Annotated in this window: 16 protein-coding genes; 7 read left to right on the top strand and 9 right to left on the bottom strand. The window is 67.7% G+C overall.

The window, feature by feature from the left end:
- Positions 1-9: 9 nt before the first annotated feature.
- The 3 genes from AL3_RS01055 to AL3_RS01045 are packed head-to-tail and all read right to left on the bottom strand — an operon-like array spanning position 10 to position 2,278.
- On the bottom strand, positions 10-813 hold the full coding sequence (locus AL3_RS01055) for a class I SAM-dependent methyltransferase (RefSeq protein WP_066295650.1): 804 nt from the start codon (positions 811-813) through the stop codon (positions 10-12).
- A gap of 14 nt (positions 814-827) precedes the next feature.
- Positions 828-1,295 (bottom strand): tRNA (cytidine(34)-2'-O)-methyltransferase, encoded by a 468-nt coding sequence (locus AL3_RS01050; RefSeq protein ID WP_066295648.1) that lies wholly within the window; start codon positions 1,293-1,295, stop codon positions 828-830.
- Between the two features lie 23 nt (positions 1,296-1,318).
- The gene (locus tag AL3_RS01045) at positions 1,319-2,278 is read right to left on the bottom strand and encodes a J domain-containing protein (protein ID WP_161599339.1); all 960 of its coding nucleotides are present in this window, start codon (positions 2,276-2,278) and stop codon (positions 1,319-1,321) included.
- Positions 2,279-2,643: 365 nt separating this feature from the next.
- Here AL3_RS01045 and AL3_RS01040 point away from each other — a divergent pair, with 365 nt between their 5' ends.
- The 4 genes from AL3_RS01040 to AL3_RS01025 all read left to right on the top strand — a co-directional run bounded on the left by AL3_RS01040 (position 2,644) and on the right by AL3_RS01025 (position 6,521).
- Positions 2,644-3,870, top strand: a complete 1,227-nt coding sequence (locus AL3_RS01040) for a cysteine desulfurase family protein (RefSeq protein WP_066295646.1) — start codon at positions 2,644-2,646, stop codon at positions 3,868-3,870.
- Positions 3,867-5,003 carry a tRNA 2-thiouridine(34) synthase MnmA gene (gene mnmA / locus AL3_RS01035; protein WP_066295644.1) on the top strand — a complete coding sequence of 379 codons (1,137 nt, stop codon included), beginning with the start codon at positions 3,867-3,869 and terminating at the stop codon, positions 5,001-5,003. The genes AL3_RS01040 and mnmA overlap by 4 nt, the downstream gene beginning before the upstream one ends.
- A gap of 71 nt (positions 5,004-5,074) precedes the next feature.
- Positions 5,075-5,452: a chorismate mutase gene (locus AL3_RS01030; RefSeq protein ID WP_066295642.1), complete on the top strand. Its 378-nt coding sequence runs from the start codon at positions 5,075-5,077 to the stop codon at positions 5,450-5,452.
- The gene (locus AL3_RS01025; protein WP_066295641.1) at positions 5,436-6,521 is read left to right on the top strand and encodes a uroporphyrinogen decarboxylase/cobalamine-independent methonine synthase family protein; all 1,086 of its coding nucleotides are present in this window, start codon (positions 5,436-5,438) and stop codon (positions 6,519-6,521) included. Before AL3_RS01030 ends, AL3_RS01025 begins: the two co-directional genes overlap by 17 nt.
- A 19-nt stretch (positions 6,522-6,540) precedes the next feature.
- On the opposite strand, the gene AL3_RS01020 is transcribed toward AL3_RS01025, so the two are convergent.
- Genes AL3_RS01020 through AL3_RS00995 form a run of 6 tightly spaced genes read right to left on the bottom strand, consistent with a single transcriptional unit; the run spans position 6,541 to position 12,828 of the window.
- Positions 6,541-7,221: a DUF4166 domain-containing protein gene (locus AL3_RS01020; RefSeq protein ID WP_066295640.1), complete on the bottom strand. Its 681-nt coding sequence runs from the start codon at positions 7,219-7,221 to the stop codon at positions 6,541-6,543.
- A 17-nt stretch (positions 7,222-7,238) separates the two neighbouring features.
- Entirely contained in the window at positions 7,239-8,531 is a 1,293-nt protein-coding gene (locus AL3_RS01015) for a DUF58 domain-containing protein (protein ID WP_066295639.1), read from the bottom strand.
- A gap of 12 nt (positions 8,532-8,543) precedes the next feature.
- On the bottom strand, positions 8,544-9,557 hold the full coding sequence (locus tag AL3_RS01010) for an AAA family ATPase (protein WP_066295638.1): 1,014 nt from the start codon (positions 9,555-9,557) through the stop codon (positions 8,544-8,546).
- Positions 9,554-10,810 (bottom strand): DUF4350 domain-containing protein, encoded by a 1,257-nt coding sequence (locus AL3_RS01005; protein WP_066295636.1) that lies wholly within the window; start codon positions 10,808-10,810, stop codon positions 9,554-9,556. The genes AL3_RS01010 and AL3_RS01005 overlap by 4 nt, the downstream gene beginning before the upstream one ends.
- Positions 10,807-11,487, bottom strand: a complete 681-nt coding sequence (locus AL3_RS01000) for a DUF4129 domain-containing protein (RefSeq protein WP_066295635.1) — start codon at positions 11,485-11,487, stop codon at positions 10,807-10,809. Before AL3_RS01000 ends, AL3_RS01005 begins: the two co-directional genes overlap by 4 nt.
- Before the next feature lie 6 nt (positions 11,488-11,493).
- Positions 11,494-12,828, bottom strand: a complete 1,335-nt coding sequence (locus AL3_RS00995; protein WP_066295634.1) for a DUF7847 domain-containing protein — start codon at positions 12,826-12,828, stop codon at positions 11,494-11,496.
- A gap of 334 nt (positions 12,829-13,162) precedes the next feature.
- On the opposite strand from AL3_RS00995, the gene mtrA reads away from it, so the two are divergent.
- From mtrA to AL3_RS00980, 3 genes are read left to right on the top strand one after another with little or no spacing between them, the layout of a single operon-like run.
- A complete protein-coding gene (gene mtrA / locus AL3_RS00990) occupies positions 13,163-13,840 on the top strand; it encodes an MtrAB system response regulator MtrA (RefSeq protein WP_066295632.1) in 678 nt (225 codons plus the stop codon).
- Positions 13,812-15,581 (top strand): MtrAB system histidine kinase MtrB, encoded by a 1,770-nt coding sequence (gene mtrB / locus AL3_RS00985; protein WP_246168427.1) that lies wholly within the window; start codon positions 13,812-13,814, stop codon positions 15,579-15,581. Before mtrA ends, mtrB begins: the two co-directional genes overlap by 29 nt.
- A complete protein-coding gene (locus tag AL3_RS00980; RefSeq protein WP_066295630.1) occupies positions 15,574-17,298 on the top strand; it encodes an LpqB family beta-propeller domain-containing protein in 1,725 nt (574 codons plus the stop codon). The genes mtrB and AL3_RS00980 overlap by 8 nt, the downstream gene beginning before the upstream one ends.
- The last annotated feature ends 106 nt before the right edge of the window (positions 17,299-17,404 follow it).

Here is a 17,404-nt window from a genome sequence, read left to right as displayed (position 1 = left end):
CCGCCGGACCTACGGTTTGAGCGCTGTCACGATCAGCGTGTCTGCGTTCAGTGTGTAGTCCGGGCCGAGGTCGGCAAGGAAACCGTCCTGGACCCGCCGCAGAGCGTCCGGGTCTTCGGGCAGCAGCATCCGCAGGGCACTGCCCAGCACCAGTGACCACGCCAGCTCGGAACTGAGCTGTACCGGAACCGGAGTATGCACGGCCTTGACCTGTTCAAGGCCCAGGCCCTCCAGCCAGGCGGTGGCCTTCTCCGGCGTGTTAATGCGCATCATGTTCTCCCGGGCGGCTGCGGTGGGAACTTCGATGTGCCCGCCTTCAGCAGCACAATGCCGGAAGAGGGCACTGGAGAACTCCGTCAATGACCCCTCGGCCCAGGTGCTCAGCGCCAGCCTGCCGCCGCTGCGAAGCAGCGAGACGAGGTGGTGCACCCCGGCGTCCATGTCCGGCAGGAAGAAGACGGCGTAACCGCAGAGCACGGCGTCGTACTCGGTTCCGGGCTGCCATTCCAGGACATCCGCCTGATGAAGGGCAACATTTTCCAGGGAGAGGGTTTCCGCCTTCGAACCCGCCACAGCCAGCAGGTCCGCTGAAATATCCACGCCGTCGACTATCGCGCCGGGACCGGCGCTCTGCGCTGCCGGAATGGTGATCGCGCCGCCGCCGCAGCAGGCATCGAGGACGTTGTCCCCAACCCGCACATCCGCCGCCGCCACCAGTGCGTTGCCCATGGGGTTCCACAGGGACGGAGCCAGGCGCTCGAAATCCGCGGCACCGGAATCAAAGGTTGGTGCTAGGGGGTGCTGCTCGGGCATGGTGTCTCCTTCGGCTAGAGCTGGGCTCCTGCGAAGCCCTGCTGACGCCAGGCTTCGTAGACGGCTATGGAGGCGGAATTCGCCAGGTTCAGTGAACGCAGGGAAGGCAGCATGGGCAGCCGGACCCTGGCAGTCACATGCGGATCGTTCTTGACCTCCGGCGGCAGGCCGACCGATTCGGGTCCGAAGAGCAGGACATCACCGGGCCGGTACTCGATATCCGTGTAGCTGGTTTCGCCGTCCGAAGTAAACGCGAACACCCGGTCCGGCTGGAGAGCCGCCCACGCCGCTTCCAGGTTGGGATGGACGTGCAGCACGGCAAGATCGTGGTAGTCGAGCCCGGCGCGGCGCAGCTTGGAGTCTTCCAGGTCGAAGCCCAGCGGCTCCACCAGGTGCAGTTCGGCGCCGGTGACAGCGGCCAGCCGGATGGCATTGCCGGTATTGCCCGGAATTTCAGGGGTATGGAAAAGGATGCGGAACACCTCCTTATCCTATGCCCGGCCGGCTACTGCGCAGATGCATCGATGAGGGCACCGAGCACGGGGAGCAGGACTGTGTTCGGTGCCGGCCCGGTACTGAAGAACCGCCGCAGGTCCCTGGCGAGGGTACCCGGGTTTACAACGTCAACCGGTGCGGACTCGGGAAGATCAGGCGGCGAATCGATGACGGGCTCGAAAGGATTGTTGTTCGGGCTGTGCAGGACCAGCCAGCCGCAGACATTGAACTCAGGGAACCGGTCCTGCAGGGTGCGCACAGCATCCGCGAGCCGCAGGGAACCGACAGCGTGACCGCGGTGCCGCAGCACCGTTCCGTCCCAGTAGTATCCGCCGGGGGAAGACATCAGGGAATCCACCACCGCCATCCGGTAACCGCCCAGGAGCACGTGGCCCACTTCAAGGGTTCCGCCGCGCGGCCCGGAGTCCGGTATCCGCAGGTTGTTGACGAGCCGGCCGGCCGGATAATCGGGCAGCAGCGAATTTGAGAGCAGCCCGATAGTGCGGTTTTCGGCGTCGAACCGTGAGCCGGCAGAGGAACCCAGACGCTTAAACAGTCCCGGCCTTTCCGGTTGTCCGGTCACCTGGCGGCCCAGCAGGGACAGCGGAATGACGGGTGGATGCTGCGGGCTGAAATCGGGTTCAAAGACCGGCGGCCTGCCAAAGTCCGGATTTGCAGCCGGACGGCCGGCCGGCGAGGTGCTGTGGGTCGGCGCAGGCCGCACAGGGGAACTTCCAGCGGGACGTCCGGTGCTCCCGGCCCGGCCCAGCCGCAGGTCGTAGGCGGCCCGCTGTGCGGGATTGGAAAGCACCTGGTAGGCCTCGGACACCAGATGGAAGCGCTCGCTGCTGCCGCCGTGGTCGGGATGGGTGTCCCGGGCGGCACGGCGGTAGGCGGTCTTGATCTGCTCGGCAGTGGCCGACGGAGCAACTCCCAATACCTGATACAGCGTTTGGGCTGGGGGAGTCACTGCTGTTCCTTTCGGTAACCCTGCCGGGCACTGGTATGCCGAAGCGGCGCGCCCCATGGAAACTCTTGACGGCGAAGGGAACGCTGCCGCGGCCGGTGGGGTCCGCTGGCCGTGGAAAATAATTCTAGCCTCAGGGCAGGCACCTCAGGTTCGCCTGGACGGCAGGGAAATTTCCCGGCCCGGCCGGCAGCGGCCCCAGCCGCCCCGGCCCCGCCTTGGTCCTGTCCCTGCCCCGTCCCGGACCGGGACACGTTTTTAGGCACGTCCCTGCTCAGAGGGCTGGCCAGGGGGCTGGCCAGGCCCCCTGGCCAAGGGGCTGCGGACCGGAGGCGGACGCGCGGCAGCCCAGCCGTTAGAATTGGTAGGTGCCCGTGTACCTTGACCACGCGGCGACCACGCCGATTTCGGCTTCGGCCCTCGCCGCACTCACCAGTGAACTAAGCCGCAGCGGCAACCCCTCCTCGCTGCACGGCTCCGGCCGGCGTGCCCGGATGGTGGTGGAGGATTCCAGGGAATCCCTCGCCGCGGCCCTGGGCTGCCACCCCTCCGAAGTGATTTTCACCTCCGGCGGCACCGAAGCGGACAACCTGGCAGTCAAGGGACTGTACTGGAGCCGCCGCGGAGCGGATCCCAAGCGGGCCCGCATCCTTTGCTCACCCGTGGAACACCCCGCCGTGCTGGACACCGTGGAATGGCTCGAGAAGCACGAGGGCGCCACCGCTGTGTGGCTGCCGGTCGACGGCGACGGCCTGGTGTCCCTGGACGCAGTCCGGAACGAGCTGGAACAGCACGCGGATACCACCGCGCTGCTGACAGTGATGTGGGCCAATAACGAGGTTGGCACACTGCAGGACATTCCGGCGCTGACTGCCCTGGCCCACTCCTACGGTGTTCCGGTCCACTCCGATGCCGTGCAGGCTTTCGGCGCGGTGCCGGTGAACTTCCGGGAATCCGGTCTGGACACCATGGCCGTCAGCGGCCACAAGATCGGCGGGCCGGTGGGCGTGGGTGCCCTGGTGGTCGGCCGGGCCGTTCAGCTCACTCCGGTACTTCATGGCGGCGGACAGGAACGGGACATCCGCTCCGGAACGCTGGATAAACCCGGTATCGCGGCGTTTGCCGCCGCTGCCCGGGAAGTGACCGAGAATCTGCCGGAGGAAAGCGCCCGCCTGCGCACGCTGCGCAATCACCTGATTGCCGCCGTCGAACGGGTGGTCCCGGACGCCGTCCTGCGCGGGCCGCGCGACGACGAGGACGGCACCCGCCGCCTCCCCGGCAATGCGCACTTCACCTTCCCCGGCTGCGAGGGTGACTCCCTGCTTTTCCTTCTGGATCTGGCGGGGGTGGAGTCCTCCACCGGCTCGGCCTGCACTGCCGGAGTTCCGCGGCCCTCGCATGTCCTGCTGGCCATGGGACTCACTGAGGCGGAAGCACGCGGTGCCCAGCGGTTCAGCCTGGGGCATACATCCACGGCCGACGACGTTGACGCATTAATAGACGCCCTGCCCGAAGCCTATGAACGGGCCAAAAAGGCCGGCATGGCGGGCAGCGAAAGCAGCATACGAACAGCAGGGACAGGTTTTACTTCATGAAGGTTTTGGCAGCAATGAGCGGCGGAGTCGACTCCGCCGTGGCCGCAGCACGGGCAGTTGAAGCCGGGCACGACGTCGTCGGGGTCCACCTGGCGCTGTCCCGCATGCCCGGGACACTGCGCACCGGCAGCCGTGGCTGCTGCACCATCGAGGATTCCCGCGATGCGTGGCGCGCGTGCGACATTCTGGGCATTCCCTACTACGTCTGGGACTTCTCGGAGCGTTTCAAGGAAGACGTGGTGGATGACTTCGTGGCGGAATACGCCGCCGGGCGCACCCCGAACCCGTGCATGCGCTGCAACGAACGGATCAAGTTCGCCGCGCTGCTGGAAAAGGCGCTGGCACTGGGCTTCGACGCGGTCTGCACCGGGCACTACGCCAAGGTCATTACCGACGCCGACGGCAATCCGGAGCTGCACCGCGCAGCTGACTGGGCGAAGGACCAGTCGTACGTGCTGGGTGTCCTGACCAACGAGCAGCTCAAGCACGCCATGTTCCCGCTGGCCGATACCCCGTCCAAGGCCGAAGTCCGGGCCGAGGCTGAGCGGCGTGGCCTCTCCGTGGCGAACAAGCCGGACAGCCACGATATCTGCTTCATTCCCGACGGTGACACCCGGGGCTGGCTCGAGGAACGCATCGAGATGAGCGAGGGCGAGATCGTGGACCCGTCGGGGGAGACGATCGGTACGCATCCCGGGGCAAACGCGTTTACGGTGGGGCAGCGCAAGGGCCTGAAGCTCGGCCGCCCGGCAGCCGACGGCAAGCCCCGCTTCGTGCTGGAGATCCGGCCCAAGGAAAACAAGGTGATTGTTGGTCCGGAGAAGCTCCTGAACATCGACCAGATGCGCGGCATCAAGGTCTCCTGGGCGGGCCTGCCCATCCGCGAAGTGGAAACCGGCGAGGTTTTCGACTGCACTGCGCAGGTCCGGGCGCATGGTGACCCCGTTCCTGCGACAGCGTGGATGGAAGCCGGCGAGGGCGGGCGCAGCGAACTTGTGGTGCGCCTCAATGAGCCGATGCGCGGTGTCGCCCCAGGCCAGACAGTGGTGATCTACCAGGGCACGCGCGTGCTGGGACAGGCGACGATCGACTCCGCCCGGTCGCTGGAATGGGACCCCACCGCGGTCTCCTAGCCCTCCAGCAGCCGCGGGCGCTAAGCGTAACCTGGAAACCTGCGGTGCCTCCGGGACCCTAAACTGGAGGCATGAGTGAAAAGTCCGCCGACGAATTTGACCCCGAGGCCAGCTCCCTTTCCGGGAAGGTAGCCGATGAGGTGATGGCCGAACTGCTGGCCATGCGCAGCAGTATCGACAATATCGATGCCACCCTGGTCTATCTGCTGGCGGAGCGTTTCAAGGCAACCCAGCGGGTGGGGCACCTGAAAGCAGAGCATCATCTGCCGCCTGCCGATCCTGGCCGGGAAGTAGCCCAGATCGCCCGGCTTCGGCGGCTGGCCGAGGACGCGCACCTTGATCCGGCCTTCGCGGAGAAGTTCCTGAACTTCATCATCAGCGAAGTCATCCGGCACCACCAGGCTATTTCCGAGACCCGCAACGGCGGAAGCAATGCAGCGGGAGCCTGAACCGGAATCAGCCGCCGGCACGGACGCCGGTCCGTCGGGAGTCACCGCCACCGGGCCCGGCGGCTGGCCGGGAAGCGATCCCGTGGAGGCGGCGAAGATCATCCGCGGGGAACTCGGGGATCCGCATCTGCCATTCCTGATGGAGCTCCCGCAGCGGGGAATCGGTGCCGACCCTGTGGGACGCACAGCGGCGATGCTCGTCGAACTTCCCGTTGATCTGCAGCCCCACGGCTGGCGGCTGGTGGACCGGCCCGGCATTGACCACCGCCGGGCAGTCTCCCTGCTGTCCCGCGACATCAATGCCCTGGCTGACGTCATTGGTGGCGAAGAGGACCCCGGGCGCCGCCTGGCAATCCCGCTGCAGGGTCCGCTCTCGCTGGCTGCCGGCCTGCACCTCCACAACGGGGAACGGGCCCTGGCCGACGCCGGCGCCCGCCGGGAGATTGCCGAATCACTGGCTGCCGGGGCGGCGGCCTACGTGGGCCGGGTCAAGGAAATTGCCCGCGGCGCATCCATCGTGGTCCAGCTGGACGAACCGCACCTGGACAAAGTCCTGGGCGGGCGGATACCCACAGCCAGCGGCTACCGGACACTGCGTTCCGTCCCGGCGCAGGAAGCCTCTCTTCTATGGACCATGCTCCGTGAAGCCCTGGCCGCGGCCGGTGCGTCCGGCGTCGTCCTCCGCCTTCCCTCCGCAGGGCATGGGCAGCCGAAATCCGGGCTTGACCTGGCCCTGGGATCCGGTGCCGACGGCGTCGCCCTGCAACTGGGCGGGCTGGGCGACCGGGACTGGGAAGGCATCGCGGAAGCCGTCGAGGCCGGGAAACAGGTGTGGCTTGGGGCGCTGCCGCTGCCGGCAGCGGGGGAAGAACCCCGCCAGGTGACGGCGCTGGTGGAGGACATTACCCGACCCTGGACCCGGATTGGGCTGCCGCTGCGGGATCTGCCGGCGCTGCACCTTACTCCCGCCGGCGGCCTGGCTGACCTGTCACCTGCCACGGCGCGGCGGGTGCTGGCCCGGCTGACGCAGACGGCCTCGGCGCTGGACCAGCTGGCGGCGGAGAGCTAACAGCACAGCTGCGGCCGGGCTAGAGCCGCCGCTCCCACTTCTCCGGCGTGGCATCCGGTGGCAGTCCGCCGTCGAAATCCCGGTACTCGTAGGTGAAGCTTCCGTCATAGACGAACACCGTGCCGAGCTGCCGCTGGCGGACCAGCGTGCGGATCCGGAACCGTCCGGTCTCCTCGTCCCACCACTGTTCGGCATGGGCGTCGGCACCCGCCAGGACAGGTACCGGTACGCGCAGGCGGCCCAGGAACAGACGGGTGTGCGGGGAGTGCATGTGCAGCCGGCCGTCCCCGGAGACAGAAAGTTCCAGGTCAGTGGCGAGGTTCCGGCGGCGGCCGACATAGTCGGTGAGCCCCGCCGGGGAGGTCAGGGAGGTAGTGTCCTCGAAGACGCGTTCGCCGCGGTCGAACCGGAAGGTCCGCACCGCGGTCAGCGATGACCGGCCGAATGGGTCAAGATGCGCGAAATTGCGGATCGTGAAGGGGACACCGCGGCCGTAGTCGGGGAAAAACGCGTTCCGGACGGGAAGGCCGGCCAGTACCGGCCGGAGCGCCGGACGCGGGCATCCCGCGAGGTCGAAGGAACCCGTGCCGAGGCCGTAACGCCCCTGCTCCGGGGAGAGCGAAAAATAGTCCTGCAGCTCAGGCTGCAGCCGGCCGAAATCGGCGCCCAGAACCCGCTGGTAGAGGGACCCGTCAGTCATGGCTCCACCCTACGCTGCTAGAGCCGTCCGGAAGCCTTGAGCCGGATGTACATGTCAGCAAGTTTCGGCGGCAGTTCATACGGCGTCTCGTCCACCACCTCGGCCCCCATCGACTTGAGCTGCGCCGTGACCGCGGCCCGGTCCAGCAGCGCCCGCTCGGCTGCCGCAGCCCGGAAGACATCAGCGGCGCTCCCGCGGGCGGAGCGCAGCTCATCCAATGCAGGGTCCCGCACCGAGGCAATGACGACGACGTGTTTGGCCAGCAGTGCGGGCAGGACGGGCAGCAATCCTTCCTCCACGGCACCGGCGTCCAGCGAGGTAATCAGCACCACCAGGGAACGGCGGGAGGACACGGACTGGACGACGCCGGGCAGGAGGGAAAAATCCGCTTCGATCAGCTCCGCTTCCAGGGGAGCCATGGCGCTGGCCAGGCGCGGAAGGAGGTTGCCCTTTGCCGCTGAAGCCACCCGGGCACGCACCCGGCGGTCAAACGCGAGAAAATCGACGCGGTCTCCGCCGCCGTGCGCCAGCATGCCCAGCAGCAGGGCCGCTTCGATGCCGGTGTCGAGCCTCGGCTCGTCCAGGATGCGGGCGGCGGAGGTCCGTGCTGTGTCCAGGCAAAGAATGACCCTTCGGTCCCGTTCGGGACGCCAGGTGCGCACCACCGTCTCCTGCCGCCTCGCCGTGGCCCTCCAGTCGATGGAACGGACGTCGTCGCCCCGGACATAGTCGCGCAGGGAGTCGAATTCCGTTCCGGCGCCGCGCAGCTGAACTGAAGCGTTTCCATCCAGCTCGCGCAGCCGGCGGAGTTTCGCGGGCAGATGGCGCTTGGAACGGAAGGGTGGCAGGACACGAAGCGATCCCGGGTACGGGATGGTCCGCTGCCGGGCAGCGATGCCCAGGGGGCCGAAGGACCGGAGGGTGACGTGCGCCGTGCGCAGTTCCCCGCGGCGTTCGGGCCTGAGCGTTCCTGCGGCGAGCCTGGCCTCACCCGGCGGGACGGTGAGACGCCGGACAGGGTTTCCCTGCCCGGCCGACGGCTGCCAGGCATCGCGGATCAATGCGTGCATGGTTCTGCCCGAGCCGTTGCGGACCACGAGCGGAGCGGGGATCTCCTCACCAAACCGGGCGCTCTCCGGCAGCTGCCGTTCCAGACGCGCCCGCAGGGGGGGAGCAGCAAGCGCCAGGTCCAGGGCTGCCGCAGCAGTGAGCAGCCCCAGCCAGAGCAGGATGGTTCCCGTCCCGGGAAAGAGGACCACCGCGGCGGCACCCACCGCGGCAAGGAGAACGAGGCGGCCTGAGACAGCCATCTGGGGCGCCGCCTACCGGGGGACCGGGACGGTGGCGAGGATGCTTCCCAGGACATCGTCCACGCTGACCCCGTCCATCTGTGCTTCCGGACGCAGGGCCACACGGTGGCGCAGGGCAGGAAGCGTGAGCGCCTTGACGTCGTCGGGAGTGGTGAAAGTGCGGCCGGACAGCCAGGCCCACGCCCGGGCAGTGTTCAGCAGTGCGGTGGCACCGCGCGGTGACACACCAAGCTGGAACGACGGTGCGGACCGGGTAGCCCGGACCAGATCGACGATGTAGCCGAGAACTTCCGGGGACACCTCGACCCGGGACACCGCGCTCCGCGCTTGGCGCAGGTCCGCTTCACCGGCCACGGGACGAACGCCGGCGGCGGCCAGGTTCCTGGGATCGAAGCCGCTTCCGTGCCGCCGGATGACTTCGATTTCCTCTTCGCGGCCGGGCAGGTCCAGCGTCATTTTGAGCAGGAACCGGTCCAGCTGGGCTTCCGGCAGCGGATAAGTGCCCTCGTATTCCACCGGGTTCTGCGTGGCAGCGACAATGAACGGGTCCGGAAGCGGGCGGGACACGCCGTCGACGGAGACCTGGTGCTCCTCCATGGCTTCGAGCAGCGAGGCCTGGGTCTTCGGGGGAGTGCGGTTGATTTCGTCGGCCAGCAGGATGTTGGTGAAGACGGGGCCCTCGCGGAAGCTGAACTCCGATGAGCGCCCGTCATAGATCAGTGAACCGGTGACGTCGCCGGGCATCAGGTCGGGAGTGAACTGCACCCGTTTGGTGTCCAGGGACAGCGCAGCCGCCAGCGTCCGGACCAGCAGCGTCTTCGCCACCCCGGGAACGCCCTCCAGCAGCACATGCCCCCGGGCCAGCAGGGCGATGATCAGGCCCGTCACCGCCGCGTCCTGGCCGACCACAGCCTTGGCAACCTCCTGCCGGACACTGTGCAGGGCACGGCGGGCATTCTCATCGTGCTCCGACACACCGCTGCCGACGTGAACCGCGCCGGATGCGGCGCTGTACTGCTGGGTCATGATTCGGTTATCTCTTCCTCTAAGGCGAGCAGTTCCTGTGACCAGATCACCAGGGCGCTGTCGGTTGCGGGTATGGAGCGGTTGAGCAGGTTATCCAGGTCGGCGGCGGGACGTCCGGTGGCCCGCGCTGCGGCTTCCACCACGGCCCCGGTGCTGCTTCCGGGACCAAGCCGCAGCCGCGCGGCCAGCCGGGTGAGGGTTGCTGCCCGCAGGTTGGCCGCGGCCTGGTCCAGCGCCCGGCTGTCCTGGTAGAGCCGGGCCCGGCCATCCGCCGTTTCCGAGGCCCGTACAACAACGGGCATCGGTTCCAGCGCCAGCGGTCCCAGCCTGCGGCCACGCCATAAGGCGGCGAGGGCCGCGACCACGAGTATCCAGGCCAGCAGCGGGTTCACCCAGCCCGGGAGCAGCGAGAGCGGATCGGCGGGGGCTGCCCCGGCCGGGATGTCGCCGGCTGTTGGGAGGTACCAGACCAGGGTCCCGGTGCTGCCCAGTGTGTGCAGGGCCAGGGCAGCGTTTCCGCTGCCGGTGATGGTCTCATTGGCCAGCAGGCCGGTGTAGCCCAGTACCGTCTCCGTACCGTCCAGGGAGCCGGCGTAGAGTCCGGCGGGCGGACCGTCACCGGTGACGGGGAAACAGGTAACCGGACCGCGGTAGGCCAGGCCGCCCGGGGTAACACTTCCGGCGGCCTGGGCAGCAGGGTCCGCGCAGCCGGCCGGAAGTGCGGCATTGCTGTCCAGGACGTCCTGGGGAATCAGGCCGGCCTGGGCGATGTCCGGAGCGAGCTGCGCCAGCTGCGCGAATGTCGGTTCCACCAGAACCGTTTTCGCTGCTGCGGTCCCCAGCTCGGCGAGCTGGCCGCGGTCCAGGTATTCGTTGGGATCGAACAGCAGGAGCGTCGCGTCACCGGCCTGAAGTCCGGCCATGGCTGCGGCATGGTCATCGGCCACAACGACGTCGACTCCCTGGTCCTGCAGGACCCTGGCGAGGGCCTGCGCGCCCATCGGTGCTGGATTCCCGGCGGAGAGTGCGGCCCGGTCATCACCGGAACCCCTCACCAGCCCCAGCACAACGGTGGCTGCAAGGACCAGCGCGAGGATGATCCAGAGCCGCCAGGCCCGCAGCTTCCGGCGCAGCCTGCCCGGCCCTGCTGCAGCCGGCGCCGATACCTGATCCGGGGTCTGCAGTGTTTCGCGGACCGGCGGCCCTCCGGCTGTGGGCGCAGGCAGTCCGGCGCCCACCTTCCCGGGGCTCACTTCGGCACCGCCAGGTACGGCGCCTGGCCGGCGCCGGACGCCGGTTGGCTCTGCAGAAGAAGGGAATCGAGTTCCTGTGCCCGTCTGGCGTCTTCGGCGCCGGCACGCCCGTTTCCGTAACGTACTTCGTCGAAGCGGCGGCTCAGCCACAGAATTTCATCTGCAGTGGCCGGAAAGACGGAGCTGAGCGCAGAGCCGGCCTCGTAGGCGGTCCGGCCGGGACGCCGGTCCAGGATGACCCGTTCCTCCGCAGTGCGGAGAACAGCGCGCAGGCGTTCCGCGAGGGCGGTGTCCCAATCCCCGTCTGCAGCGGCTTTCTCTGCAAGCCGGCGGTGGACTGCAGCGTCCTGCTCGGGAGCGGACTCCTCAAACAGGCCGGGCCGCCGCCTCGCGTTGAGGCGGGGCCTGATCACCAGGACCGCCAGTGCAAGGACCAGCAGGGCACCAAGACCCAGCAGGAGGACCCCGGCGGTTGGACCTACGCCCTGGATGCCGGAGAGAACATCACCGAGCCATTCCAGGACGGTTCCGAGCAGCTGTTCAGCCAGTCCGGGCCGGGCCTCCTGATACTCGCCTTGGGACAGCTCGGTTTCGAGCCAGCTGCGGGCCTCGTCAGCACCGGGAGCCACCGGTATCTCAAACCGCACCGGCAAGCCGGGGGAGATGTGGACGATCATGGGCGCCTAGACGGAACCGCCGGCAGGACCGGCTGGCCACTGCCCCTGCGGTCCGGCGGCGGGGCCGGGTTCAGCGGCGCGTCCCGGAACGGTGTCCGGTGAATCGGTGCCGACAAGCTCCTGGTCCTTCATCAGGGCGACGTCAAAGCCCTCCCGGCGCATCCGCAGGTCGAGGTAGAGCAGGGAAGTGACGGTGGCCTGGAACGCATAACCGATGGCACCAAAGAAGGAAGACACCGCGGTCGTCAGGATGATGGCGGGCATCATCACGGAGAAATCCCCGGCAGCGGCTTCAGCGTTTCCGAAGGAAGCGAACAGGGTAATGAGCATGGTGATGGGTGTGCTGATCACTGACGTGATGATTGAAACGATGATGCTGGTCAGCAGCAGAATGCCGCAGGTCCTCCACCAGTTCCGCCGGGTCAGTGCCCAGGAGCGGCCGATGGCCGCGAAGACCCCGCGGGGTTCGAGGACCAGGGCTGCCGGGGCGAGCGCGAGCTTCACCCCCAGCCACACGAAAACGGCGGTGAGGCCCAGCACCCCAAAGATGGTCATCGCCGCGCCGAACCGGCCCAGGAACCCAATGACGAACACAACACTGAAAACGAAGGCCACAATCCCGGCCGCGGAAGCAGCCAGGAGCAGCAGCGACAATCCGGCCAGCCGGAGCAGGGAACCCTTGGCCAGCCGCCAGGTCTGCCCAAAACCGGTTTTAAGGTTGAGCACAGCCCGTGCCATTGGAATAACCAGCAGGCCCTGCATGGTGAAAATTCCGACGACTGACAGGACGAGCAGCCCGGTTCCGCCGGTGAGGGCAGACGCGCCCAGGGAAAGTGCCTCCGCATCGGTCAGCTCGGAGTCGACGTCTAAGCCGGTGAGAGGAGCCAGCAGGGTCTGCCCGAAGATCACGGTCAGAACGGCTATCACGGCCTGAATCACGATCGCCGTGCCGAAGGTCGCCGCGGGATTGCGGCGGCAGGCCTGGAAAGCTCCGTCCATGATTTCGCCGAGGCCGAGGGGACGGAGGGGAATAACACCGGGCTTGGGCGGGGCAGTGTACTGCCCGCCGGGACCTGCGCCATAGGGGGACTGTCCATAGGGGGACGGGGGCACCTGGCCCGGCGGCGGAGCATAGGGCGCCTGTCCCCAGCCCGGCTGCTGACCCCACTGCGGCTGCTGTCCCCACTGAGGCTCCTGACCCCACTGAGGCTGCTGAGGCTGCGTACCCCAGGGCGGCTGCGGAACGGACGGCTGGCCGGTTCCCGGACCGGACCCGCCGTGCGGTTCTCCGGCGTCGGCCGCGGCACCGGGATCCGGTTCGTTGTGATTATCCTGACTCATCCGCAGCCCCCGCTTTTCGGTACATCATTTCGTTTCTCCTAGTCCGACTATAGTTTCTGCAGGCGCTGACGGGGACCCGGCGGGCCGTGGCGAAAATACGCCCCGTGGGGTGATAGGGATACCATGGGCTATTCCGGCGTACTGCGGCTCCTTCCAGCAAGGACGCGGCAGCACGCGTATTTTTATGCGCAGCCGGCCGCTCGTCCCGGGTACATCCCGGGAACGGCACGGCCGGGCCGGCGGAATCAGCAAGCCTGGCGCCAGGGAACGTTGCGCGGCAGCCGGGGGCGTCCAATGCCCATCCGGGGCGGGAAGTAGTGGGGAACTGGGAAGCATGAAGGCACGGATACTGGTCGTAGACGATGACGAAGCGCTGGCCGAAATGATCGGCATTGTGCTCCGGAACGACGGATTCGACCCCGTCTTCTGCGCTGATGGCGCCCAGGCCCTGGAGATTTTCCGGAGTTCAAAACCCGATCTGGTGCTGCTGGACCTGATGCTGCCCGGGATGGACGGCATCGAAGTATGCCGGCAGATCCGCGCCGAATCGGACCTGCCCATCGTGATGCTGACCGCCAAATCCGATACTGCCGACGTCGTCCGCGGTCTGGAATCCGGTGCAGACGACTACGTCCCCAAGCCCTTCAAACCGGCAGAGCTGGTTGCCCGGGTCCGGGCGCGCCTGCGCCCCGTGGATTCGAAGTCTCCGGAAACCCTGTCCATCGGTGAGATCAGTATCGACGTTGCCGGGCACTCAGTCGCCCGCGGCAGTGAGCGCATTGCGCTGACCCCGCTGGAGTTCGACCTCCTTGTTGCCCTGGCCCGCAAGCCGTGGCAGGTTTTCACCCGCGAGATGCTGCTGGAACAGGTCTGGGGCTACCGGCATGCCGCCGATACCAGGCTGGTCAATGTGCACGTACAGCGGCTGCGTTCCAAGATCGAGCGCGATCCGGAAGCCCCCGAAATCGTCCTGACGGTCCGCGGTGTCGGTTACAAAGCCGGCCAAAACTAGCCCCGGCTCCGCCGCCGGAGTGGCAGCGGAGCCGCGCAGTACGGCTGCACGCGGTACGGCTGGCAGGGAGCGCCTGGCCCGTGCCGTTTCGGCCCTCCGGCGGGCGGCCGACGCCGTCAACCGGGCAACCGCCGCACGGATTGCGGTCCGCTGGCGGCGGTCCCTGCAGTTCAAGACAGTGCTGGCGACCCTGCTCCTGGTCATCGTTGCGTGCGGGGGAATCGGCGCGTTCCTTTCCCACCAGATCGCCGGCGCCCTCTACGAGGAACGCCTGACCCAGTTCCGGGCTGAAGCAACATCCGGCCTCAGCAGCGTCAAGGAGAATTTCCGCACGACGGCGGCCACGGACCGGGAAGGCACCGAGCGGCTGGTCTCCAACACCCTGTCCCTGCTCGAAGGCCGCGGCGCGGAAACCCCGCGGCGGTACCTGCTCACGCCGCTGCCCGGGCAGGAGAACCTTTACGTGTCACCGCTGGGCGACGGCATCACCGCCAGCGGCATTCCGGCACCGCTCGCGGAGTCCGTCGCGGGGCTGGACCCGGAAGGGGAAGACGTTGTCTACTGGTCAGCCCTGGCGCTGGCCCACGGCGAGCCGGGCCTCGCCTTCGGCACCAAGGTCACCCTGCCCCCGGACCGCTCCGAGTATGCGCTGTACCTGATCTATGACCTCTCCACCATGCAGCAGACCCTGAATGACATCCATGGCATCCTGTGGATCGCCGGCGGGCTGCTGCTGGTGATCATCGGCACCATCGCGTGGGTGGTGACCAAGGCCGGCCTGGGGGCCGTCAGCGCCGCCGCCTCCGTCTCCGAGAAGCTGGCCGCCGGTGAGCTGCAGGAACGGATGGAGGTCAAGGGCGAGGACGAGGTGGCCCGCCTGGCTGCGTCGTTCAACCACATGGCCGCCACCCTGCAGGACCAGATCACCCAGCTGGCCCAGCTCTCCCGGATGCAGCAGGGTTTCGTCTCCGACGTCTCCCACGAACTCCGCACCCCGCTGACCACGGTCCGGATGGCAGCCGAGGTGCTTTACGATGCCCGCGAGGGCTTCGACCCGATCAGCAAACGCTCCACGGAACTGCTCTACCACCAGGTCGAACGCTTCCAGGCGCTGCTCGCCGACCTGCTGGAAATCAGCCGGTTCGATGCCGGCGCCGCAGAGCCGGACCTCGAGGCAGCGGACATTCTGGGCATCGTGCGGGATGTAGTGGAAGCTACGGAGCCGCTGGCCCTGAACAACGGCTCCGAGGTCCGGGTTGTCTGCCGCGAAGACCGGGTGGTGGTGGACGCAGATCCCCGGCGGATCGAAAGAATCGTGCGGAACCTCGTGGTCAATGCGCTCGAACACGGCGAGGGCAGGCCGGTGGAAATCGCCGTCGCCACGAACGCCGACGCCGTCGGGGTGGCTGTGCGGGACTACGGCATCGGAATGACCGACGACGCCGCTGCCCGCGTGTTCGACCGCTTCTGGCGGGCCGACCCGGCCCGCGCCCGGACCACCGGCGGCAGCGGACTGGGGCTCGCCATCGCAGCCGAAGACACCCGCCTGCACGGCGGCTGGCTGGAGGCCTGGGGCAGCCCCGGCGAGGGCGCCTGTTTCAGGCTCACCCTGCCGCGCAGGCACGGCGGCACCATCGTGGCTTCGCCCGTACCGCTCTCGCCGCAGGACATCCCGCTGCCGGCAGCCCCCCGTGCACTGTCCGCTCCACCCCGCGCAGCCCAGGAGGACACCCATGGCTAGGAAACCGGCAGCGCCCGGCATCACGCTGGCGTTCCTGCTTGCGGCCCTGATGTTCCTGGCCGGATGCTCCTCCATTCCCACCGTGGGCCCGGTGGGCACAGCCACGGCCAGCGCCGGTGGAAATGCCCTCTCCAACCAGCTCAGCTACAGTCCGCCGGGTCCCGCAGAGGATGCCGGCCCGCAGGAAATCATTGACGGCTTCATTACAGCCGGTGTAGGCGCGGCGGAGGACTACAGCGCAGCGCGTGAGTTCCTCACGGCCGAGCTGGCTGCCTCGTGGGTGCCCAGCGAACGCGTGGTGATCTACGGAGCAGATCCGAACGTCGTCCCGCTTCCGGAACCCAACGCATTCCAGATCCAGCTAGAAGTCGTGGCGTCCGTCAATGCCAAGGGGGTCCGGACCGAGTCGGCTCCGGGCACCACGGAGACCATCCAGGTGCGGCTGGCCCAGAACGGAGAGGGGGAGTGGCGGATCAGCGGCATACCGAACGGCGTGATGATCTCCGACGTTACGTTCCCGACGGTGTTCCAGGCCCACAACCTCTACTTCTACTCCAGCACCTACCGGTACTGGGTCCCTGACACCCGCTGGTTCGTCCAGCGCTCCGGCATGGCAGCTTCCGTAGTGAACGCGATGCTGGCCGGCCCGGCACCTTACCTGCAGGGCGCCGTGACAAGCGCCTTCCCTGCGGAAACTTCGCTGGCCCGGGACGCGGTGCCGGTCGTATCCGGGGTTGCCTCGGTCGATTTCTCCGCCGAGGTCCTGGAAGACTCCAGCGACCTGAGCAGGCAGCAGATGGCCCTCCAGCTGGAACAGAACCTGCGTCAGCTCAACAACGTGAACTCCGTCGAAATGACGGTGAACCAGCGGCCGGTTGATCTGGGGCCGGAAAGCAGCAAGCTGATCCCGGTCCAGGACGATCCGTCCGTGGGCAACACACAGGTGGCAGTAAGCGGCGACGGGCTGACCTTCTTCCGTGACCGCCAGGCCCTGCCGATCGAGAACCTTCCCGACGTCACGGAATTTGATCCGCGGGAGCCCGCGGTCTCCGTCGATCTGGCGACCATCGCCTTCCTCTCCGGAGACCGCAGCACTTTGCTGGTGACGGGTCCGGACAAGGACGTGGCGCCGGTGGCTGCTGGCAGCAGCCTTAGCGGTCCCAGCATCGACCCGGAAGGATGGATCTGGTCGGCATCGGCTGGCGGGGGCGGAGGTCCCGGAACGAAGCTGCTGGCTGTCGGCCCCGATCTGCGCGCCTCCAATCCCGCCAGCCTGACGCCCTCGTGGCTGGCAGACATGAACGTGCGCGAGCTGCGGATTTCCCGGGACGGTGCGCGGGCGCTCCTCGTGGTGGAGCAGGGCGGCGCCAGCCGTGTCCTGATCTCCGGCGTCGTGCGTTCTTCGGACGGGACACCGCAGACACTGACCACTCCGCTCGAGCTCTGGACCGCTGAACCCGTGACGACAGCGGTCTGGGTCAGCGAAACCGAAATCGCGGCCCTCCAGAAAGGCCAGGATGAGGCGCTCACGCCGGTCATTCTGGACCTGACCACGGAGAACCGCGCCCTGGCACCCTGGGAGGGGAGCTTCGGCCTCAGCGGGGGTGACGGACCGGAGGACCTGTTCGTCCAGACTGCCGACGCGGTCTACAAAAAACTCGGCAACGGCTGGATCAAGGAAATCGACGGCCTGCGGGATCCGGCCTTCCCAGGATAGGAGCCGGCAAGGCCTCCCACACCGTCGCACTGCTCCTCCACACAGGGCGGCGAAGGGCGGAAAAACTGCCCCGGACTCCCTGTGGAAGTGTCCTCCACAGGAGCCT

Origin of the sequence: Arthrobacter luteolus NBRC 107841 (genome assembly GCF_001552075.1) — a bacterium.
GTDB classification, from domain to species: Bacteria; Actinomycetota; Actinomycetes; order Actinomycetales; family Micrococcaceae; genus Arthrobacter_B; species Arthrobacter_B luteolus.
Note: the sequence above shows the minus strand (reverse complement) of the source record. Positions and strands in the feature narration are given on the sequence as shown.